This window comes from Syntrophobotulus glycolicus DSM 8271 (genome assembly GCF_000190635.1).
Classification (GTDB): Bacteria; Bacillota; Desulfitobacteriia; order Desulfitobacteriales; family Syntrophobotulaceae; genus Syntrophobotulus; species Syntrophobotulus glycolicus.
This window is the reverse complement of the sequence record NC_015172.1, coordinates 1,438,450-1,458,120: the sequence shown is the minus strand read 5'-3', so window position 1 is coordinate 1,458,120 and position 19,671 is coordinate 1,438,450. Positions and strand designations below refer to the sequence as shown.

Below are 19,671 nucleotides of genomic sequence, written 5' to 3'. Positions count from 1 at the left end.
TATAGAATCCTTGCCAAAAGGGGAGTCATATATTACTACTCTTCATTCGAGCATATAAACAACTTGCATAAAATATTATACCTAGTACTATGTAACATCTAAAAGTTCTATTTAATCACGGGATACAAACGTTTTAGCTTTATCCGAGCATCATCACATGTAAATTGCCAGTCAACGCTTTTTTGTTTGCAATTACGTTCAACATACCATGCTTTAAGCTCATTGTTCAGATCCTGTAAATTATCAATACGCCGGGTCCCAAGACACTGACGACCAAGTGCAGACAATTCTATTTCTGCGATGTTGAGCCAACTCCCGTGTTTGGGTGTATGATGTATCTCCAATCGCTTTGTCAGGAACATTGCTTCCTCTGGCTGAAAGGCTTCATATAACGACGAGATATTATGAGTGTTAAGATTATCCATTACCAGAACCACTTTCTCAGCATCAGAATACTGTTCATTCAGCAACCACTTAATATGTTGCGCCCAATCGACTTTTGTTCGTTGTTCATTTGTATCGGTATAGCGCCATCCGCTTAGTGGTTCGGTAAAAAGAAAAATACTGCAAGTTCCCTTTCTGACGTATTCATTGTCAACACGCTCGGGCTTTCCTGGTTCCAATTTGATTTTGCGACGTGCATCAGCAAGAAGCTGTAATGGTTTTTCGTCCATGCACACAACAGGATAATTCTTATCATAAGGCCGCCGATATACTTCAAGGACATCTTCCATCGCGGCAACAAACGCGGCATTGTGTTTGGGAGGGATACACCAGCATTTTTTCAGGTGAGGCTTAAGTTGGTTTTTTTTAGAGTCCTCTTAACGGTCATATGGGAAATGGAATCAATATAACCAAGTTCTATACATTTATCTGCGATCAGCCGCAACGTCCAACGCTCATACCCTTTGGGTGGTTCGCTGCAGCAAATGGATATGATATTGGCTTCAAGATTTCCGTCAACTTTCGGTTGTACAGGTGGAACTTCACGTTTTTTTCTATAAAGGGCTCCTTCCAATCCGAATTGAGCATACGCTGTCCTGACATTTTGAACTGTTGTTTGTGTTGTGTTGAACCGTTCCGCTGTTTCTGCAACTGTTAGGGGCTTATTTCCAGAAGAAACATCTGATGTCAGCAAAACATTAGCTCGCATAATGACTTTAGCAGGAGAAGTACCAGTTTTTATGATTTTAGTAAGTACGTTGCGCTCTTTTGAGTCGAGTTCAATAACATACTTTATCTTAGGCATAAAATATCCTCTCCTTTCCCCAAGTTAAGGATATCATAATACCAAAGTTAGTTTTATACAAGATTTAATTGTTACATAGTACTAGTTATGGGTTGCCACTTTTGTCAATCCGCAGTAGCGCTCGTTCAAATCGGGAGGGAATGTGTATGCAGAGAGTGCATACAGAGATTGCAGGATGCCAAGGATGGAGAAGTTCTTTTTCCGGTAAAGATTGAATCTGTACAATAATAGGGCAATGACATGAGCAGCAGGCTACGAGCCGATTAAGGACAGGCAAGACCTGTGTGGAAGCCGAAAAAGTAGTACGCTGTCCCTCCTTGTTGATATGGTGCTGTACTCATGTATTGTAGGGGTTCCTCATTCTTTCTATGTATGGGGAACCCTTTTGATTATGTCACAGTAAAAATAAGTAGGAATTCCTAACGAAAGAAAGAGAGGATTTATGACACTCGTCTGAAAATATTTTTTTAAAGTGTCACAAATGAAGAGGATTATTCGTTGTTAAGGCAGTGGGAATGGAAAGGAGGTATCGATGGTTTAGTAGGTTATTCGAGAACAAATATCTTGATATGATGGAGGTTTAATTATGCCAATTAACACGATTTTATATATACTTCTTCTTGCGGCTCTTTTTGTAGGAATAGCCGCATTGGTAAGGTTTATAATGAAATCTTCTCGTAAGGAGTAGGCAGACAGGGCCGGTCAAGTTACAAAGACTTGACCGGCCCTGCTTACTTATTTCTTACGTAATCCAGTTGGGAATTTAGTGAAAAGATGTCCAAGTATCGCTTGTAATAGTAAATTCATCACCAGTACTGGTGTTTACTGTTGCGGACGAGTACATTGTGGTGTAGACAGGCAAAATAGAACCGTAGTCTTTTTCTTTGTCCATCTTGGTGGTTGCGTTATTTCCCGATTTGGTCATAGACACGCTTCCGTTATACAAGACTCCTACAAATGGTGCAGAAGTGCCGATTAAGCCGTATGCAGAATGGAATATTTCAAGGTCAACTCTCTTTACGCTGCCAGACTGAACCGATAAGGTTGCAGTGCCGCCAAATCTGCTGCTTCCGGCAATAAATGCAATGTCCTGTCTCATCGTTCCGTATAGATTTACTTTAACTTTATATTGGGTTTTATAGACATCGTACCATTTAGAGGAAGAACCGGCCATCGGTTGTGGCATTTTTTCCTTTTCGTATCGGTTTAGAAGGATAAAGGCAGAGTCAGCTTCGCTTAATACTGTGCCGGGGGTGGTATAGGTTTGTGACAGTTCACGGAGCTTGATATCCTTTTGCTCAAAAGTAAGGGCATTGTAATCCTCAATATATTGAGGATCAATTTTTTCTAACACTGCTTGGAGTTCAGGGTTGCTTGAATTAAATTTGTCAGCTGGGCCTGCTGCGAAAGCAGTAGCGGACATAGCAAAAACTAAAGTAAGTGAAAGAATAATAGATAGTAACTTTTTCATGGATTTGTGCTCCTTTCATAATCAAATGATGGTTTGTAATTGTTGATTTGTGATTTAGTATTGTGCTTCGCTGCTGGTCACGGTTTGTGTTTCGGATTTGCTGCCACTGTAAGCCTTAATGGTTGCTTGCATACGATAAGAATAGCCTTTGCTTATTTTATAAGATTCACTTAGGCTTGTCCTATGCGAGTCGCTTGAAGCAGTGTAAGTCTTTAGAGTAACCCATTTGCCACCATTGTACTGTTGAAGTTTTGCACTGATCTCAACACGAGTAGTCGTGCCTTGGTAGCCATAAACAGAACTGGTGACTGTTGCAACTCCTGATGAGTTGATGTACAGGTTTCCTTTTGCCTGCACGATGTAGTCCATTTGTGGTAAAATCTCAAAAGTCCCAACATTGGTCACAGTGTTGATTGGCTCTGCTGCAAAAGCCTGCACATTACCGACACAAATCATTGAACAGCAAAGAAGCAATGTTACAATACACTTTCTCATAAAATCCCCCCTTTCTTTGTTTGGTACATTCCTAACGAAAGAAAGAGGGGATTTGTGACACTTGATGAAAAAATATTTTTTACCTTTGAAGATTATTTTATTATGCTCTCTGCCATTTTAATGAGTTCTGTTTCTGCAAGTCTACCAATCAGGGAGTATGAGCTGTTATTATCATGCCAGTAAAGCTGTGTAACCCCCTTATCTGAAATCAAGTATATTTCTTGCGAGTCTATAAGAACTTTTTCTATCTCTGTATTTTCGGAATCAAGAATAACTTCTCCTTGGGTTAGCAACTCTTGTGAGTAATAAATTTCGGTTCCATTCTTATTGGTATATATTATGATATTTTCATATTTTTCTTGGATTTCTTCAAGAACGCTATATCCCTCTGGAACATAAGACGGTGAAACAGGAATAAGCGTATCCTTGTCTGCATTGTGGTCACTTTGGGTTACTATGGAAGTAAATTCTTCCCATATGTCTACCACAAACTCAAAGAAGCGGATACGATAGGCTTCTACACTCATCACTGTTCCAAAATTTAGCGTTAGAACAATGAGCAGCATAGCGGCAGCGGTTTTCATTTGCCGCATAAATTTACGCATGGTAGGTGTCCTACGTTCGTATTTGAGCAGAACTTTCATCTTTCTCTTAAATCTGCGAGAAAACTGATGATCCAGTTCGTTTTCAGATGGAATCTGGTTCAGCATCAGCCGTTCTGCGTGGGGCATATTTGCATAGAGAGCTTCATCATCTATTATTTTACTCATTCAGATTCACCCTCTTTCTCTAATAGTTGAGATAGCTTTTTCTTGGCACGAGATATACGCTGACGTACATTTTCTTCAGTAATATCAAGTATTTGTGCAATTTCTGTATCGGTATAGCCTTGCGAAAACTTGAGTCTCAAAACAGTAGAGTAATTAACCGATAGCTTTGCAATGGCATTGATTACATCATTGGTATCTTCATTGGACTGAGAGGACATATCTGCTATATAAATCTCCAATTCATCATAGGAAAGTGTGTTTTCCCGTTTCTGTTTGCGATAGATGTCTATTGCAATATGTTCCGTAATAACAACGAGGAATGCCTGTGTTTTGTGACAGTCAGCCTCATTTATTTTATCTAAATTAGAAATTACACGCAAAAAGGCTTGATGAACTGCATCCTCGGAATTATGTACATTTTTCAAAATACGATAAGCGGCATAATACATTGTCTGCTTATATTCGAGGTAGAGACGTTCAAACTTGCGTTTTTCTTCCTCCGTTTCAATTAAAGCTAAATAAATTAACATCTTCTTATCCTCACTAAAAAAGAGCATGATCTTGCGACCATCCTCTGAAAAATACTTAACATATGGTCAATGGGGCTGTAGCAATTTTTTGTTTTGCTACAGCCCCTTGTCGGCCCCTAAATCACTTCCGCCAAGAAGCAACTGATTTAGGGGTTTCTATTTTTTAGGTGAATTTCATCACATGGATTGATTATACAATAGATAATGAGATAATTTTGTCGTTTTATGGATACGCGAGAAAAATAAATGTTGCTTAATAGGCATCGGCAAAAAAATAGTAAATTTTTATTTAGATATATCGTGTATACACTATTCAAGATTTAGAATATCCTCTTCCTGTTTGATATTACTTTCCGATAGAGATCTAATTTCGATGTACCTTAATAAAATTCGTTAAATACACCCTTTTAACTGATACCAATATTCATATAATTTCTCAGACGAAGAAACAGTCTTTTGAATCGATATGAACAAGTGGAAAAATCAGCCTATTGAAGGCTGATCTTCGTAATTCTTCCAAGCTATACACCGGTTGAGGGTCCCCTAAAACTACGGCGAGCATATGTATTCACTTCATCGTTATGGTAATACCGTCCGGGTCCTCTGAGACATTTAGAAGATAACCAATTTCCCTGGCTGAAGCCGTGATACAGGTTATGGTCTCCCGACCGTGCCCGTCATTGTAAACTGAAACCCAATCTCCGTTCCCAATCTGGTTTAAAACTTGCTCAGATCATTGACCAGTTGTTTTAATTTGAGGATTTCTTCGGTCGATAAATTTTTTCGCCCTAAAATAGAAGCAACAAGCTGGTCGGCTGCCCCGTCATACATTTTGTTGATCAGTTCTGTCGTTTCCAAGTCTTGTGCCTCGGCTTTCGTGATCAGGGAATGACAGATGAAATTGGGTTCTCGCCGCTCCAGCGCTCCCTTATCTATGCATTTTTTAATCACCGTATAGGTCGTGGTCTTGCTCCATCCGACCTGCTCCTTCAAGATTTCGGCAATCCTCTTGGCAGTCGTATCACCTTCGTTCCACAGAATATCCATAACTTTCAATTCCGAATCAAACAGTTTGATCAGTTTGCTGTTCATTTGAGCACTCCTTTGTATTCTATTGCAATAGAAGGTCGACACCTGTATTCTACCCCAATAGAATACAGGTGTCAATAGCAACATGACCATAGGAATGGAAAAGACGGAAATAACAATTTACTTTCAAATGCTTTATGGTAAAATTAAACATAAATCTATTCAGATCATCCGGATCGGCAACCTTAGTTTAAAGAATTACTGGGAGATCCGCCCGGTGATCTTTGCGCTGTGCCGACCGTACTAATTAACACCGAAAAACGTTGTTGTAATGAAAGAGGTTACCTTATGCAACTGGAGCTGAAAGATATCCAAAAGTCCTTTGACAACAAACAAGTGTTGAAAAATGTGGATTTCACTTTTCAACAGGGGAAAATTTATGGGCTTCTCGGGCGCAACGGCGCGGGCAAAACTACCCTCTTCAACTGTCTAAGCGGTGAAATAAAAACGGATGCGGGTCAAGCCGTCCTTAGACAAAATGACCGGCAATCCACCCTCAGCCCGAAAGATGTCGGATATGTCCTAGCTACCCCGATCCTGCCGGAATTTCTGACAGGCTATGAGTTTTTAAAATTCTACATAGACATCAACAGGGAGCAGATCCAGTCGGACCGGACTATTGAGGATTATTTCCAACTGGTGCAGATCGGACCTGACGACAGGCACCGCCTGATCAAAGGGTATTCACACGGCATGAAGAACAAGCTGCAAATGCTTTGTTTTATCATTGTAAAGCCGCCGGTGATTCTGCTCGATGAACCGCTGACATCTCTGGATGTTGTGGTCGCGCTTGAAATCAAAAAAATGCTGCGGGAAATCCGGCAGAACCATATCATTCTTTTTTCCACGCATATTTTGCAGCTTGCCACGGACCTCTGTGATGAAATCGTCCTGGTCAATGACGGAAAGCTTGAGCAGGTGGATCACGCTCTGACTCGCGACCCGCAATTCGAGGAAAAAATGATCCATATACTGAAGGATGAAAGACCGGCATGATGATAGAGACTCAGAAAAACATCTTCAATATTATGGCCTCAATCAACGCCAACCGGTTTATCTACTATTTTAAACGCCTCCCGCTAATCGGCAGGATCTTGCCGGACATCGTCTATGAAAAGGTCGCCTTAAAAAAGGTTGTGGCCGTCATTGCGGGCGGATCAAAGGTCTTATCCGGATTTCTGGCAAAGGCCCTTTTCCTGGGCCTGTTGGTGCTCCTTCCGGTGATCTTTATGGAAAAGGATCCCGTTTTGCGGTTTAACAGCTATCTCCATATCTTCTTTATGCTGAATTTTACCGGTTCATTTTTGACTTCATCCATTTTCAGCGCGGACCTGAACCGGTTCATCTTCCTTCGCCTCATGCGTATGGATGCCAGGAGCTATATCGTGTCAACGGTGCTCTGCCGGGCTCTGGTTGATTTTCTTTATTTTCTGCCTCTCGTGCTTATCTCGACAAAAATCATGGGCGGCTCATTGTCTCAAGGCTTCCTGCCGGCAATCTTCCTGGCGGCAGCCAACCTCACCGGGGAAGTCTATTTCCTGTTATTCTATAAGCGGACCGGGATTATGCTCAATACCAAAGCTCCTCATGTGCTTACCGTCGCTGTCCTCTGCCTGGTGTCCGTCTATGTTCCTGTTTTCCTGCACCGGCCCTTTGCCTTTATTCCGCTTTTATTCCATCCGCTGTTTCTCTTCTTCCTGCTCGGACTGATCGTTTTTTGCCTGTACTCCATCCTCTCTTTCCGGCACTATGAGCAAATCGGGGCAAATACCATAAACCCGTCAAAGTTTGCAGTGACTACGGAACAGATGCTCAGGCAGGCCAGATTCTCCGATGTGGCTGTGCGGGAAAAAGAGTTCTCCGCTTTAGATTTGCAATCAAAAAAATATGAGAGCAAGACAGGCTTTGCTTATCTAAACGCAATTTTTTTTGCACGGCACAAAAGGCTCCTGGTCAAACCCATATTATTGCGTCTGGCTGTGATTGCCGTGTTATTTTTTACGATCATTGCCGTGTCTTTCTTTATCCCTCACTTTATACGTCCGCTTTCCGATCTGGGCAAAATATTGCCTGTCTTCATCTTTATGATGTATTTTGCCTCCATTGGGGAACGGGTTTGCAAAGCCATGTTTTATAATTGTGATCTCAGCCTGTTGCACTATTCCTTTTATCGCAGCCGCAAGGCCGTATTGTCCAATTTCAGAGCCCGTCTTTTCCGGATTGCCGGCTTGAATTTCATTGTCGCGGCGGCCATTTCTGCCGCTGTTGTGAGCCTGGCATTAATCATCTTTAAATTACCCTGGTCTTTTTGGGACATGCTCTCCTTTGTTCTCTCCATTTTCTTTCTTGCGCTTTTCTTTTCCGTTCATCATTTATTTCTTTACTATGTGTTTCAACCCTATACCACGGAACTGGGAATGAAGAATCCCTTTTATCGGGTCATCAATTACGGCGTTTATCTGCTCTGTTTTTTCTGTACGAAAATCCAGAGTCCCCCCTCTTCTTTCACCCTGATTGTACTGGCCTCAACCTTGATTTATATCGTGGGCGCCCTGATTCTGGTCTATAAGTACGCGCCCCGGACATTCCGGGTGAAATAAGAGCTTACTGGTGTCAATAACCAAAGTGGATCAGGAGGAAAATCATGGAGATAATGATTTTAGTTTCAATCATCATCATGCTGATTATCTACTATAAGGTATTTAGAATCTTTGATGAGGTCAAAAAAATTAGAAAATTTTTGGAAGAAAACAAACACAAATAATATTGTGAAAGAAATTGACGATGGTCTAATGAATTATTGGACAACTTTAAATTTCACCTCCTGTTTATAAAACGATTAACTAATTAAAAATATCCTACTCTCAAAGATATTTTTAAAGCTGCCAAAGTAGGCAGCTTATAGTTAGCAAAATCAGTATATAAATGTTATTAATCGCCTTCGTTCGGCACCTTCCAGATTACTACTGGGATCTTTCCGATCAATACAGAGCCCTCCTTTCTTCTTTTACACTGATTGTATTGGCCTCAACCTTGATGATTGCTTTTTAGATAGCAATCCGGTTACTGATTGAGCTCGACTTTAAATTTCAGATCCTCCATGAACTCAATATGTTCAAACCGGGTTGTAGACAGGCTAAACTCTTTGTTTAAATCGAGGGCCGGGAATACCATGGTGAAATCATTGGGATGTTCCTCATCCCTTCTGATCTCGTAGCTTTTTGGCGTCACGTACTCACCGGCAGAGTCTTTTATCTGGAGGCTGCTTCCCTGATAGTAAGGAGCTTTGCCTTCAGCAGTGTAGCGGACAACAGTTTCGCCGTTTTCGGTTTTTAGATCCTTGATGATCAGCCTGCCCATCTTTCCCTGAGAAAGCTCAAGCGGGTAATTTCCTTTTATCGTCTTTATGCTTTCTCCGGGATCTTTTGTTTTCACGGTGCCGGTGACCTCCCGACCATTTTGATCTGTACTTACATAGCCACCGCCGGTAGGCGTCACTTTACACGGGATGACTGTCAGATATTTGGGTATAGATTTTACTTTTTCAAATTGCGCTTCCCCTTTGAAGTCCCTGCCCGAGGGCAAGTTGGCGTTTCCTCCCCAACTGCCCCCTTTAGCGATAAGCTCTTTTTCCTGATCATCAAAAACAATCCAACTATAATGTGAATTCATCGCTTCATTTTCCTCGATTTTTTCGCTATTCTTGTCATTCCCGCTAAATTGAATTGTGCTCTCGATCGGCGAAAAAACGACCTTATCTACCTTCACGATACAGTCCGGCAAATCCACCTGCTGATTGGGCGCAAAAACGGTACTGTTTTTTGCCAGTTCAGCCTTTGAGACTGTAAAAGCAAAATCCCATTTCCCTTTGATGCCCATGATCTCGTCAATATTCAAATCAACCTTCACCTGATCGGCGGATGACGACGAATGATAGGATATCTGATCACTGCCGACAAATGTGGTATCATCAAGATACTGACCTGTTCCCCTTCCTCCCCCGACAGTACTGCCATTAACCCGCAAAAACCTCGGTAATCCTACGACTTCCAAATTTTTAATTTTGCTGCTGCTTTTGATGGTATAACCGATGATCAGTTTCGAATCGTCTGCCAGAGCTTCATTGATGGTCACCGTTACCCCGCTGTCTGTCACGCTTTTATCGACCAACTGGGAATAGGCGGCATATTCTCCCCGGCCTCCGAATTTATCATTCAGCATCTGGGATATGGAATTTATCAGCGGAATATTCCCGGCCAAAACCGGGGACACGGTCCCGGCCACAATTACCCCGGCCAGCAATACTGCCGCAGTGATTGAGCCTTTTTGGGCGAGCTTCAGATAACTTCTTTGTCTGATTTCTTTATTCAGATTTCTCTTGATCTTTTTCTTTAAGATTTCCGGTATTTCAGTTTCCATTTGCTCAAATTCACTTTGATCAAACCGGACTTCATTAAAGAGCTTATAGATATCTTGTTCTTCCAAACCAAAACGCTGATTATCCATTACAAATTTCTCCTTTCGAGGCCAGCTTTTCCTTTAAAAACTTCCGGCCCCTGGAAAGTCTTTGATCCACGACATTGCGGTCTACAGAAAATGTTTGGGCTATGTTTTCTATCCCTTCCGAAAGAAAGTAACGCCGTATAAAGATCTCCCTGTCCTGATCATTCATTTCATGGAGCGCAGCAAAAAGCTCCCTCCTGTTTTCCTTCGCGATAATAATACTTTCTGTCGTAAGTTCGTCATAGAGTTCATTTTCAGCAAACTGTTCCAGAAAATATTGCTTGCCGAGTTTCTTTTTATAATCAATCGCCTTATATTTTGAGATAGCCGCAATCCAGCTCTTAAAATTGCCCTTGGTCTCATCAAAGCTTTCAATATTGCTCCAGACTGATAAAAAGACATCATTGATACATTCTTCAATGTTTTGTTGTTCATCATTGCCTGTGTTCAGTACATTGCGCACAATGCCGTAGATGAGATTACCATAGCTGTCCATGACAAATTTCAGGGCTTTTTTGTTTTTCTTCTTCATTTGAAGCACATAATTGGTCCCATTTATCTCCATGTCCCCTCCGTCTTCAATGATTCCTTGAGAAGCTTCTCATGTATTAATACGACCGGATTCAGTTTTTCTGACATGATCATGCCTCAATGAACGGGATTGTTGAAAGGAATCCCTCCTCCTTTACTTTCAATTCCTGGATATCTCAAATTCTTAAATTACTTTAGTATTTCCGCCGCAGGACGCGGCGGCCCTGCGCATGATTTTATATAACGTTCCGAAGAGTCCCACAGCGTCTTATTACATTCATCTATTCTAAGTTGCGGGACCTCTGTTATGTAAAGTGGTGCGCCCTCATCACCCCCGGACAAGCAGGCTCATAAAATAAATGGACAGGCAGAGTTCAACTCGGCCTGTCCATCCGGCGGCAATTTTCAAAAACCATTATAAACACATTACATTTTTATTTGAGCAGGCTTCACAATTTGAATATCTTTTTCTCTTTAATAATGAGATATGCAAGTTAAAATGATTTAAAGGAGAGATCAAGAATGTCAGGATGGGCCGATTTAGTTGGTACAAAGGTACAAGGTTATGATCGTTATCCTACTCCGGTAAGCAATATGAGCTTTGACAAAAATCAATGCACTTGGTATTGCTGGAATAGGGCAAATTGGCAGGCAGGAAAACAGCTTAGTTTTAACTCAAGCGTTTCCTATTTCTTGTCTACCGTTCAAGTTGCTGTTCAATCCCTCTACTAACAGCCGATCCTCCCCCAAAAATAGTTGCTTCATTTAACTTGATGGTAACCAGATAATTAACAACTTGATCGGACAATTTGTCACTCACCAAAATTATTGGGGCATTGTGCTTCGCCGCATAGACACTTCCAGCCCTGTGATTTGGGCGGCCTGTTCCTTAACCTTTAGTCTGATTGCTCCCTCTCCGCCGATAATATATACTTTTACCGGTTTAATAGCTGCAAGCTTTGTTCTGATCTTTTCTTTTAGGCCATTTGGGGAAAATAAAAGTATGGGATATTGCTTTGCTGCTGCACTGCTGATGACCAAGGCATCCGCATAATTTCCCCCGCTGACTAAAATTACGGGTGTCCCGGTTTTACTGTCCATTTGTCAACTACTTGGGCCGAAGTATCATACCATGCTCAATACGATAATAAATGCCATAAATTTTTTAACTCTCCCAAGAAGCATGTCCCTCTATTTTCCTGTATTTTAATTTTTTCCTGTATTATCACACAAAATATAACTATCTGGAATTGATTTTAAACTTGCAAGTTAATTTTATTTCGCAGCTTTTTATTCAGGCGTATCCGGACGGCTAAACCGGAACCATCCTGACTGCTGTCGAACCAGTTGTTAGCTTACTGTGCTTTGAGCCGTCTTAATTCTCTTATCTCCGTACTATTGATTATCAGATCAGATTTATTCTGCCAAAATGAGAAAAATAACAAATGTTCCATCTGCAGGCAGCTCAAAATAATTAAGTTATCACATCCCTTATTGTTTTTTGTCACATACGTTGGGTGAAATCCGTCAAGCCCTTTCGCTCCTGCTTCAAGCCTTCGGTAAGTGACAGTGCCTTTTTCCAGGTTTTTTCTGTTTCATATCTCAGAAATTCATACAAGGAATGTAGTTCCTCGGCTTCATCATACTTTTGCAGACACTCATAATATAGCCGCTTATCCTCGTCGTAGACAATAAGGGGCGGATGGTCATGGGTCATGAGGAAATAGTTCACGAGAGTCCTGCCCACTCTGCCATTGCCGTCTGCGAAAGGATGAATATACTCAAACCGGGCATGAAGATAGGCGGCGGCTTTCAACGTGTCCCCGCCATCATACGAATTCATTTCTGCGACCAGCTCTGTCAGATCCTGCTCCACATCTTCGGCGGCAGAACCCACCTCATGAACGCCGGTTACGTAATCGTGTTTCTTAAATTCGCCCGGACGTTCTTCGTTCTCAATATACCTTCGTTCATCATAGGTCCCGCTGGTAAGAATCTTATGGATTTCTCTTATCTGCCCGATGCTCAGCGGTTCCTGATTCACGATTTTCTCTTTCAAGAACTCATAGCACAGCTTTTGATTTTGTTGTTCAAATATCGTACGGGGACTACCGGTGTAATTGGCAACCTTACCATTTTCAAATATTTCTCTTGTATCGTGATAAGTAACTTCCTCGTTTTCGATCTTTCCGGAATGGAACGCGAACAGGATGCGAAAGCTGTCAAGATATTTGTCCAGCTCGGCAGCCGAAGCTATTTGATACGACTGCCACAATTGGACAGCCCGGCTGTATTGATCCACACGCATCCCTCCTTTTAACCATTATTTTCTATTATACCATAACCGTTAATGTTAAGCAGACCCGGATATTCATTTCGATTTGATGTATCCCCTCCACTTTTGACATGAGCAAAACAGTAAAGCTTTTATCCAATAATGAATTGACAATTTAACCTTATTTCATTAGCATAAATACTATACAAATTAAATCATGTCAGCATAACTTAACGAATTTTTGTTTTGCCAACCAGTTATCTGGAGGCCCAACTTTTTAGGGTCTCTTTATTTTTTAGGAGAACCGGATGCTTAAGAGGTGCAGAATGGTTTTTAAAGGTTTGAAATTTGGACTGTTGCTCCAATTCGCAATCGGTCCTGTCTGTATCTTTATCTTTCAAACAGCATCATCAAAAGGATTTTACATCGCAGAAACGGCAGTAGCAGGTGTGGTGATCATTGATGGCCTCTACATCCTTGCTGCTATTCTTGGTATCTCTTCATTAATAGAAAGAAAAAAAATAAAAATTGCTTTAAAAATATTCAGTACTGTTATCTTGTTTATTTTTGGATTGAGCATAGTTTTCAGTCAATTCAATGTCAGCTTTTTACCAAATTTGGGTCTGGAAAATCATTTGAATTCAAGTGTTGTGTTCTTCCAGGCAATTCTTTTAACCGTTTCAAATCCGCTGACAATAATTTTTCTCGCAGGTGTATTTTCAACTAAAGTTATAGAAGAAAACATGAAACGGAAGGCTATTTATTTTTTTGGTTTAGGGATATTCCTGTCCTCAGTTCTATTTTTAACCCTAATCGCTTTAGGAGGAAGCTTGACCAAACATTTTCTTTCTAACAGTATAATACAAATGTTAAACTTGATTGTTGGATTATTATTGATCTATTTTGCTTTTCAAATGATTTTCAAAAAAGTGTAATATAAACAGAGCAAAAACCGGGCAAAAAATGTTTTTCCCGGTTTTTGCTCTGTTTGATTGTTTTCTGTTTGCCTTTTTCCGGCAGGCAGTATTCGTTTTATATGGCGTATTCCGGCTGGAGGCCGGCGCTGGCCAGATGGAGCTTTTCCAGAATACTGCTGCGCAGGGCCGTAAATTCCGCCCCGTTTCTGTGGCGGGGACGAGGCAGCCGGATGTCCAGGATTTCGCTGATTGTGCCGGGCCGTGGGGTCATGATGACGATCCGGTCGCTTAAATAGACTGCTTCGTCCACATCGTGGGTCACGAGAATCATTGTCGTCTGATCTCTCTGCCAAAGTTCCAGCAGCTTATCCTGCAAATCGGCCCGGGTAAAGGAATCCAGCGCGCCCATCGGTTCATCAAGCAGCAGAGCGGCAGGCCGGTTGATGAGAGACCGGGCAATGGCCACCCGCTGGGCCATCCCGCCCGAGATCTGGTGGGGATAAGCTTTTTCAAATCCTTCCAGGCCGATCAGGGCCAGATATTTGGCGACTTCTCCCTTTTCTTTTTGATAAACCCCCCGGGCTTTCAGCCCTGCGGCAATATTTTTTTCCACCGTCAGCCAGGGAAACAGGCTGCCCTGCTGAAACACATAGCCGCGATGGGGATCGGGAGCGGTGATGGTCTCCCCCTCCAGAGTGATTTTACCGCTTTCCGGGGCATCAAGCCCTGCGATCAGGCGCAAAAGGGTCGTTTTCCCGCAGCCGGAGGGACCGATAATCGACAAAAATTCTCCTTTTTTGATGGAGAGACTGATCCCCTTCAGGGCTTCAACGGTGTTCTCATTGGCGTCCAGATAGGTGCGGCTGACCGCGGCAATTTCGATCAGATTTTCCAGGCTCATTTTACCAACCCCCTTTGCCAGATCAAAAGACGGCTCTGAATCAAGGCAATCAGCTTCATGATCAGAGAGAAGAGGACCGCCATGACGATAATCGCGGCATAGACCTTGTAATAAGACGACCAGGCTTTCGCCCAGTTGATATAATAGCCAAGACCGCCCTTCGCGCCCATCATTTCCGAGATGACCAGGGTGGTAAAGGCCAGACCGTTGGCCGTGGAGATCCCCGTAAAAATCTGCGGCACGGCGTTAGGCAGCGCCACGCGAAACAGCAGGTAGCTCTGCTTGGCGCCCAGGGTTTTCGCCACCTCAAAATAAACCTTATGCGTATTGGCAATCCCCTGGGACGTCATATAGGCCACCGGAAACCAGGCGCTAATGGCGATGATGAATACTCCGGCCATAAAAGAGGTGGGAAAAATGGTCAGGGCAAACGGCATCCAGGCCACCGCCGGCACAACACCGGTGATTTTCAAGGCTGGGAAGACCCAATAATGAACCCTGGAAAACCAGCCGATCAGAATCCCGGTTCCGACACCCAAAACGATACCGGCCAAAAACCCGCAGAGAAACAAGCGCAGGGAATAACCGGTATTGCTGAGCAAGAACGCGTATTCTTCCAGCACAACTCCCGCTACTTTCGAAGGTCCGGGAAAAAACGGCATAGGGAGAATGTCGAGCTTGGTGCTCAGTAAATCCCAGGCCAGCAAAACAATGCCCATCGCCAAGCGGAAAGGAGCGCGCTTGATCAATTTCAAGCGTCTGGCCGGGTCGAAAAACGAATAGACAGCCACACCCGTATAGAGCACAATCAGGCCAAGCAGGGCAAAGCGGTAAGCGGTATCACGGACATCCTGAGTATTGGGAACGGTCAGGCTGATGATTGCCGCCGCGGCAAAACCGGCCAGAGTAAGGAGCGACCAATACAGGTATTTTTGGTTCGATACTTTTTCTTTAGGGTGGGGACCCCGGTTAACCGGGGTCCCCACATCGCCGGAGAATGCTGTTGAAACCTTAGGCATGCTTGTTCCTCCTCAAAGCCGGAACCTTTACTTTTTGATCTCTTGATAAACCTGACTGGCGAATTGCTCAGGATTGTCTGTTTTCAGGTAACCGATCTTCTGGAGCTCTTTCACGAAATAGAGGACATCTTCCTTGACGTGTACATTGCCTTGCTGATGATCCTGATGGGACGGATAAGCATAGCTCTTCACCAGCTCTTCGGCCAGTGCTTTGTCGGTGATATTGGAATATTTCTTATCGGAGATGATGGAAACCGCGTCGGCGGGGTTATCGTGAATCCATTCCTGAGCCTTGTTGACCGCGCGCAGGAGGGCCGCAACCTCATCGGGCTTTTCATTGAGCACTTTTTCAGATGCATAGAGGAAGCAGCAGTACTTGCCCGCGAAAAGGGGATCGGTAGAAAGATCGAAAATCACGGAAAAGTTCTTATTCTTAACCGCCAGGGAACCAAACGGGTCCCAGATGGCCGCAGCGTCGATCTCGCCTTTTTCGGCAGCTTCGATTTCCAGGTTGCCGTCAGTATAGGGTACAAAGGTCACGTCCTTGTTGTCCTTGGCCACGATGCCGGCGTTTTCCAGCCAAACACTGGCCACCTGGAAGGGGGTGCCGCCGATTTCGTCAACACCGATTTTCTTGCCTTTGAGGTCGGCGACAGTCTTGATGGGCGATCCTTCGGGTACGACGATCTTGATGCAGCCGTTGTGCAGGCCGTCCACCACCTTAACCTTCACGCCTTCCTCAATGGAAGGGAAGAACTGGAAGTCGCCGTTGACCAGAGGAATGGTCCCGTTGTTCAGACCGACCTTCCTTGTTTCGCTGTCCGCGGAAATCAGATTGACATCAAAGCCTTCTTCAGCGAAGAAGCCTTTTTCATAAGCGATATAGATGGGGGCCGCGCAGAGAGCGCCGTCTTTGCCGGGGATATCGATTTTGCCGTATTTATACTGGGTCTGGCCCGCTCCGGAAGAAGCAGGATCGGTACCGTCTTTGGTGCCGCAGGCCGTTGAGCCGACGGCCAGGGCAAGAATCAATGCCGCCGTGCCGATATTTCTGATGATTTTTTTCATGATGAATTCTCCTCCTCAAAAATAAATCAAAATCATGCCTTTAGAAACCGGAATCATACCTTTGAAAACTGGATTCATACCTTTTGAAACAAATCAGGATAATGCCTTTTGAAAAGCCTGTTCCAGGTCGGTGATCAGATCGGCCGGATCTTCCAGCCCCGCCGATATCCGGATCAGGTTTTCCGGGATGTCCGCCACCGTTTTTTCATGACTTTCCAGTTCACCGTGAGTGGTCTGGGGCGAATTGACGATCAAGGTGCGCGCGTCGCCGATGTTGACATGGTAATGGATCAGGCTGACGGCATCGAGAAACTTTTCCCGCTGTACGTCTGTGCCCTTGAAGCCGAAGGACAGGAGTCCGCCCGCCCCTCTGGGAAAATCCCGCTGGCAGAGCGCGTGGTAAGGGCTGTCTTTCAGCCCCGGATAGCGGACCCATTCCACTGCCGGATGAGCGGATAAATATTCGGCCAGGGCCAGGGCATTGCGCACCTGTTTGTCCAGGCGCTCGGAAAGGGTTTCCAGCCCGATCAGCGCCAGATAGGCGTCAAAAGGAGAAAGCGCCGCCCCGAAGTAGTTGAGATAATTCAAGCGGATGCGGAAAGTAAAGGGCGCGTTGGGAAACACCTCCGGATAACTCCGGTGAACACCGTTCGGATCGCGCAGGGTATAGTATTTCTCCGCAAACTGAGGAAATTTGTCCGTCAAAAAATTGAATTTCCCGCTTTCCAGAACCAGACCCCCGATCAGATTGCCGTGCCCGTTCAGGCCCTTGGTGGCGGAGTAAATCACAATGTCCGCCCCGTGGGCGATGGGGTTGTACAGATAGGGTGTGGCCACCGTGTTGTCCACGACCAGCGGGATCCCGTGCTCATGAGCGACCCTGGCGATGGCGTCCACATCCAGCAAAACGGTATTGGGATTGCCGATGCTTTCGATGAAGATTGCCTTGGTGTCCGGCCTGATCTCAGCGGCCAGGGCCTCCGGTTTTTGGATATTTTGGGCGCTGTCGAAATGAATTCCGAACTTGGGGTAGATTTTCTTGAAGCTGTCGACACTGCCCCCGTACAGGTAGGGGGAGGTCAGGATCCTGCCGCCGCCCTCGGCCAGGTTGAGCAGAGTATAGCTGATGGCCGCCATGCCGGAAGCCAGCCCCACCGCCCCGGATGCCCCGTCCAAAATCCGTACGCGCTCCTCTAAAACGGTGACGGTGGGATTACCGACACGGGTGTACAGAAAACCAAGCTCACTGAAGCTGAACAGATTTTTGGCGTTTTCCACATCCCGGAAATCATAGGCCGCGGTCTGGTAAATGGGCGGCGATACGGCATAATTGTGTTCACTGGGGTCATATCCTGCCCGCACCTTTTGGGTATCAAAGTGGTAGGCTGAGACGGGCTCTTCTTTTGCCATAATCATTCTCCTCTCTCTGTTTGTTTTGTTGCGTGGTCTCTCCGGCTCCGGAAGCTTGGCACGTGAAAATTCTCCCTCTTCCGCATACCGGCATGCGGCAAGCTTACCGGTATGTGGCCAGCACGGTGTCGTAGATATCCTCAATCACCCGCAGCCCGCCGCTGAAGCCGGCGTAATTCGTGGTCAGCACCAGGCGGTAAGGGGTGGGCACCGCCGCGGAAAGAAAATCGTAATCCTTTTCCCGGGCCAGCTCCTTGTCCCAGCCGCTGCCGATGATCAGGCCCCGCCCGCTGTGCCGGAGCGAACGGATGAGATCCTGGGCCCTGCCGGCATCCGGCTCGAAATAGAGCGGGATGCTCCGTTTCGCCGAGGTGCTTTTCAGCTCCGCTTCGATTTGGGCCTGGTATTCCTCGGGTGTATTGTCCACCACGAACTGCTCTTTGGGCACGATGCCGACCTCATGCAGCAGGAATTTGCTGAGCCCGAGCACATAGCCCGCATCGTGCAGGATATGGACGTGGTTGGGCAGCCCGTAGCGGAACTCCAGCAGGAAGGTCGCCAGATTGTCGATCTCCTCATAGTAAGCTTCCCGTTCCCGGCGGATAAATTTCTCCGCAGCCTCTTGGTCAAGGTTTGCCCCCTGCTCTCCGGCAAAGGCCAGAACCTGGCGCAAAAAGCGTTCGCTCTCATTGGCCCCGATGGGAATATGGGGAAAATGAGTGTAGGGCTGGCCGTAACGCTCTTCCAGATGCCCGGCAATCTCCAGTCCGTACCAGGGAGAAACCAGAATATTGAAATTGGCGCGGGGGATCCGCTGCCATTCGGCCACCCCGTCCGCTTGCGGGCCGAACAGCACCTGGACCTTTAAGCCGATCCCCTCCAGCAGCCGCTTGTATTCGCCGAGGTTCCCCTTCCAGAAAGGGTCCTGATAAGGGAGGGAAGCAAACAAATTGACTGTGTTTTGTTCGCTGCGTCCGGGGTTTTTCTGTTCAAAAAGGCTGACATACTGGTCAATGATCGCGTTCACCACCAGGCTGTGCGCTGCGAAGTTATTGCATTTAAAACCGGCGGTTTCCACCGCCACAATCGGTTTGCCCTCAGCCCGGAACTCCCCTGCCAGAGATTCCACGTCATCGCCCACAATACCGGCTGTACAGCCGGTCAACACTACCTGCAGATCCGTGTCCAGGACCTTGTAGGTATTGGCGATGATCTCCCGCAGGCGCTCAATGCCGCCAAAGACAACCTCCTGCTCGCTGAAATTGCTGCACGGTGAGGTGCTGCCGCCGGCATATCCGGTCGAGCGTTCGAAAAATCCCTGAATCATGTTGCCGCAGCCCGGACCGGAATGCAAAATCGGCACGGCCCGGGGAATCGCCACCACACTTTGCAGAGCGCCGATGGCGCAGGTATAACGCTCCTGTTCGATGATCCCCGTGATGC

At 45.1% G+C, this 19,671-nt stretch carries 21 protein-coding genes; 4 read left to right on the top strand and 17 right to left on the bottom strand.

The genetic code is table 11. The features are described from left to right. Positions 1–107 precede the first annotated feature (107 nt). From SGLY_RS18260 to SGLY_RS07250, 7 genes are all read right to left on the bottom strand, one after another. Positions 108–770 (bottom strand): IS630 family transposase, encoded by a 663-nt coding sequence (locus SGLY_RS18260; RefSeq protein WP_242823015.1) that lies wholly within the window; start codon positions 768–770, stop codon positions 108–110. Between the two features lie 14 nt (positions 771–784). Then, positions 785–1,249, bottom strand: a complete 465-nt coding sequence (locus SGLY_RS18255; RefSeq protein WP_013624628.1) for a helix-turn-helix domain-containing protein — start codon at positions 1,247–1,249, stop codon at positions 785–787. A gap of 763 nt (positions 1,250–2,012) precedes the next feature. Beyond that, complete coding sequence (locus SGLY_RS07270; protein ID WP_013624627.1) at positions 2,013–2,720, bottom strand: hypothetical protein; 708 nt, start codon at positions 2,718–2,720, stop codon at positions 2,013–2,015. 54 nt (positions 2,721–2,774) lie between these two features. After that, positions 2,775–3,215 carry a hypothetical protein gene (locus SGLY_RS07265; protein ID WP_013624626.1) on the bottom strand — a complete coding sequence of 147 codons (441 nt, stop codon included), beginning with the start codon at positions 3,213–3,215 and terminating at the stop codon, positions 2,775–2,777. A 92-nt stretch (positions 3,216–3,307) separates the two neighbouring features. Further along, positions 3,308–3,985, bottom strand: a complete 678-nt coding sequence (locus tag SGLY_RS07260; protein ID WP_013624625.1) for a DUF4367 domain-containing protein — start codon at positions 3,983–3,985, stop codon at positions 3,308–3,310. Then, a complete protein-coding gene (locus SGLY_RS07255; RefSeq protein ID WP_013624624.1) occupies positions 3,982–4,515 on the bottom strand; it encodes an RNA polymerase sigma factor in 534 nt (177 codons plus the stop codon). Before SGLY_RS07255 ends, SGLY_RS07260 begins: the two co-directional genes overlap by 4 nt. Positions 4,516–5,232: 717 nt before the next feature. Beyond that, the gene (locus tag SGLY_RS07250) at positions 5,233–5,607 is read right to left on the bottom strand and encodes a BlaI/MecI/CopY family transcriptional regulator (RefSeq protein ID WP_013624623.1); all 375 of its coding nucleotides are present in this window, start codon (positions 5,605–5,607) and stop codon (positions 5,233–5,235) included. A gap of 285 nt (positions 5,608–5,892) precedes the next feature. Here SGLY_RS07250 and SGLY_RS07245 point away from each other — a divergent pair, with 285 nt between their 5' ends. Together SGLY_RS07245 and SGLY_RS07240 are read left to right on the top strand one after the other, a co-directional pair. Further along, positions 5,893–6,600 carry an ABC transporter ATP-binding protein gene (locus tag SGLY_RS07245; protein WP_013624622.1) on the top strand — a complete coding sequence of 236 codons (708 nt, stop codon included), beginning with the start codon at positions 5,893–5,895 and terminating at the stop codon, positions 6,598–6,600. After that, positions 6,597–8,204 carry a hypothetical protein gene (locus SGLY_RS07240; RefSeq protein WP_013624621.1) on the top strand — a complete coding sequence of 536 codons (1,608 nt, stop codon included), beginning with the start codon at positions 6,597–6,599 and terminating at the stop codon, positions 8,202–8,204. The genes SGLY_RS07245 and SGLY_RS07240 overlap by 4 nt, the downstream gene beginning before the upstream one ends. A gap of 463 nt (positions 8,205–8,667) precedes the next feature. Here the strand turns inward: SGLY_RS07240 and SGLY_RS07235 are convergent, their stop codons facing one another. Both SGLY_RS07235 and SGLY_RS07230 read right to left on the bottom strand, forming a co-directional pair. Next, a complete protein-coding gene (locus SGLY_RS07235) occupies positions 8,668–10,110 on the bottom strand; it encodes a DUF4179 domain-containing protein (RefSeq protein WP_013624619.1) in 1,443 nt (480 codons plus the stop codon). Beyond that, the gene (locus SGLY_RS07230) at positions 10,103–10,672 is read right to left on the bottom strand and encodes a sigma-70 family RNA polymerase sigma factor (protein ID WP_013624618.1); all 570 of its coding nucleotides are present in this window, start codon (positions 10,670–10,672) and stop codon (positions 10,103–10,105) included. Before SGLY_RS07230 ends, SGLY_RS07235 begins: the two co-directional genes overlap by 8 nt. Before the next feature lie 488 nt (positions 10,673–11,160). Here SGLY_RS07230 and SGLY_RS17900 point away from each other — a divergent pair, with 488 nt between their 5' ends. Then, the gene (locus tag SGLY_RS17900) at positions 11,161–11,370 is read left to right on the top strand and encodes a hypothetical protein (protein ID WP_013624617.1); all 210 of its coding nucleotides are present in this window, start codon (positions 11,161–11,163) and stop codon (positions 11,368–11,370) included. On the opposite strand, the gene SGLY_RS17540 is transcribed toward SGLY_RS17900, so the two are convergent. The 3 genes from SGLY_RS17540 to SGLY_RS07215 form a co-directional block, all read right to left on the bottom strand. Then, positions 11,336–11,458: a hypothetical protein gene (locus SGLY_RS17540; RefSeq protein WP_242822992.1), complete on the bottom strand. Its 123-nt coding sequence runs from the start codon at positions 11,456–11,458 to the stop codon at positions 11,336–11,338. The two genes, SGLY_RS17900 and SGLY_RS17540, sit on opposite strands and share 35 nt — an antisense overlap. 5 nt (positions 11,459–11,463) lie before the next feature. Further along, the gene (locus tag SGLY_RS07220; RefSeq protein WP_013624616.1) at positions 11,464–11,739 is read right to left on the bottom strand and encodes a cell wall-binding repeat-containing protein; all 276 of its coding nucleotides are present in this window, start codon (positions 11,737–11,739) and stop codon (positions 11,464–11,466) included. A gap of 403 nt (positions 11,740–12,142) precedes the next feature. Beyond that, the gene (locus SGLY_RS07215) at positions 12,143–12,940 is read right to left on the bottom strand and encodes a Fic family protein (RefSeq protein ID WP_013624615.1); all 798 of its coding nucleotides are present in this window, start codon (positions 12,938–12,940) and stop codon (positions 12,143–12,145) included. 299 nt (positions 12,941–13,239) lie between these two features. Between SGLY_RS07215 and SGLY_RS07210 the strand changes: the two genes are divergently transcribed. Beyond that, positions 13,240–13,848 carry a LysE family translocator gene (locus SGLY_RS07210; RefSeq protein ID WP_041444730.1) on the top strand — a complete coding sequence of 203 codons (609 nt, stop codon included), beginning with the start codon at positions 13,240–13,242 and terminating at the stop codon, positions 13,846–13,848. A gap of 97 nt (positions 13,849–13,945) precedes the next feature. Here SGLY_RS07210 and SGLY_RS07205 read toward each other — a convergent pair whose 3' ends face one another. The 5 genes from SGLY_RS07205 to SGLY_RS07185 all read right to left on the bottom strand — a co-directional run bounded on the left by SGLY_RS07205 (position 13,946) and on the right by SGLY_RS07185 (position 19,669). Continuing rightward, positions 13,946–14,731, bottom strand: a complete 786-nt coding sequence (locus SGLY_RS07205) for an ABC transporter ATP-binding protein (RefSeq protein ID WP_013624613.1) — start codon at positions 14,729–14,731, stop codon at positions 13,946–13,948. Next, positions 14,728–15,750, bottom strand: coding sequence for an ABC transporter permease (locus SGLY_RS07200; protein WP_013624612.1), 1,023 nt, complete (start codon positions 15,748–15,750; stop codon positions 14,728–14,730). Before SGLY_RS07200 ends, SGLY_RS07205 begins: the two co-directional genes overlap by 4 nt. A gap of 27 nt (positions 15,751–15,777) precedes the next feature. Then, positions 15,778–16,818: an ABC transporter substrate-binding protein gene (locus SGLY_RS07195; RefSeq protein WP_013624611.1), complete on the bottom strand. Its 1,041-nt coding sequence runs from the start codon at positions 16,816–16,818 to the stop codon at positions 15,778–15,780. 93 nt (positions 16,819–16,911) lie between these two features. Beyond that, complete coding sequence (locus tag SGLY_RS07190) at positions 16,912–18,228, bottom strand: O-acetylhomoserine aminocarboxypropyltransferase/cysteine synthase family protein (protein ID WP_013624610.1); 1,317 nt, start codon at positions 18,226–18,228, stop codon at positions 16,912–16,914. Between the two features lie 103 nt (positions 18,229–18,331). After that, positions 18,332–19,669, bottom strand: a complete 1,338-nt coding sequence (locus SGLY_RS07185) for a nitrogenase component 1 (protein ID WP_486679400.1) — start codon at positions 19,667–19,669, stop codon at positions 18,332–18,334. Positions 19,670–19,671 lie beyond the last annotated feature (2 nt).

What these genes read in the sequence shown, in the direction of transcription:
- SGLY_RS07230 (WP_013624618.1), bottom strand. Translation starts at nt 10,672, where the DNA reads ATGGAGATAAATGGGACCAATTATGTGCTTCAAATGAAGAAGAAAAAC.
- SGLY_RS07200 (WP_013624612.1), bottom strand. Translation starts at nt 15,750, where the DNA reads ATGCCTAAGGTTTCAACAGCATTCTCCGGCGATGTGGGGACCCCGGTT.
- SGLY_RS07260 (WP_013624625.1), bottom strand. Translation starts at nt 3,985, where the DNA reads ATGAGTAAAATAATAGATGATGAAGCTCTCTATGCAAATATGCCCCAC.
- SGLY_RS17900 (WP_013624617.1), top strand. Translation starts at nt 11,161, where the DNA reads ATGTCAGGATGGGCCGATTTAGTTGGTACAAAGGTACAAGGTTATGAT.
- SGLY_RS07255 (WP_013624624.1), bottom strand. Translation starts at nt 4,515, where the DNA reads ATGTTAATTTATTTAGCTTTAATTGAAACGGAGGAAGAAAAACGCAAG.
- SGLY_RS07245 (WP_013624622.1), top strand. Translation starts at nt 5,893, where the DNA reads ATGCAACTGGAGCTGAAAGATATCCAAAAGTCCTTTGACAACAAACAA.
- SGLY_RS07195 (WP_013624611.1), bottom strand. Translation starts at nt 16,818, where the DNA reads ATGAAAAAAATCATCAGAAATATCGGCACGGCGGCATTGATTCTTGCC.
- SGLY_RS07240 (WP_013624621.1), top strand. Translation starts at nt 6,597, where the DNA reads ATGATGATAGAGACTCAGAAAAACATCTTCAATATTATGGCCTCAATC.
- SGLY_RS18255 (WP_013624628.1), bottom strand. Translation starts at nt 1,249, where the DNA reads ATGCCTAAGATAAAGTATGTTATTGAACTCGACTCAAAAGAGCGCAAC.
- SGLY_RS07190 (WP_013624610.1), bottom strand. Translation starts at nt 18,228, where the DNA reads ATGGCAAAAGAAGAGCCCGTCTCAGCCTACCACTTTGATACCCAAAAG.
- SGLY_RS07270 (WP_013624627.1), bottom strand. Translation starts at nt 2,720, where the DNA reads ATGAAAAAGTTACTATCTATTATTCTTTCACTTACTTTAGTTTTTGCT.
- SGLY_RS07220 (WP_013624616.1), bottom strand. Translation starts at nt 11,739, where the DNA reads ATGGACAGTAAAACCGGGACACCCGTAATTTTAGTCAGCGGGGGAAAT.
- SGLY_RS07210 (WP_041444730.1), top strand. Translation starts at nt 13,240, where the DNA reads ATGGTTTTTAAAGGTTTGAAATTTGGACTGTTGCTCCAATTCGCAATC.
- SGLY_RS07205 (WP_013624613.1), bottom strand. Translation starts at nt 14,731, where the DNA reads ATGAGCCTGGAAAATCTGATCGAAATTGCCGCGGTCAGCCGCACCTAT.
- SGLY_RS07265 (WP_013624626.1), bottom strand. Translation starts at nt 3,215, where the DNA reads ATGAGAAAGTGTATTGTAACATTGCTTCTTTGCTGTTCAATGATTTGT.
- SGLY_RS07250 (WP_013624623.1), bottom strand. Translation starts at nt 5,607, where the DNA reads ATGAACAGCAAACTGATCAAACTGTTTGATTCGGAATTGAAAGTTATG.
- SGLY_RS07235 (WP_013624619.1), bottom strand. Translation starts at nt 10,110, where the DNA reads ATGGATAATCAGCGTTTTGGTTTGGAAGAACAAGATATCTATAAGCTC.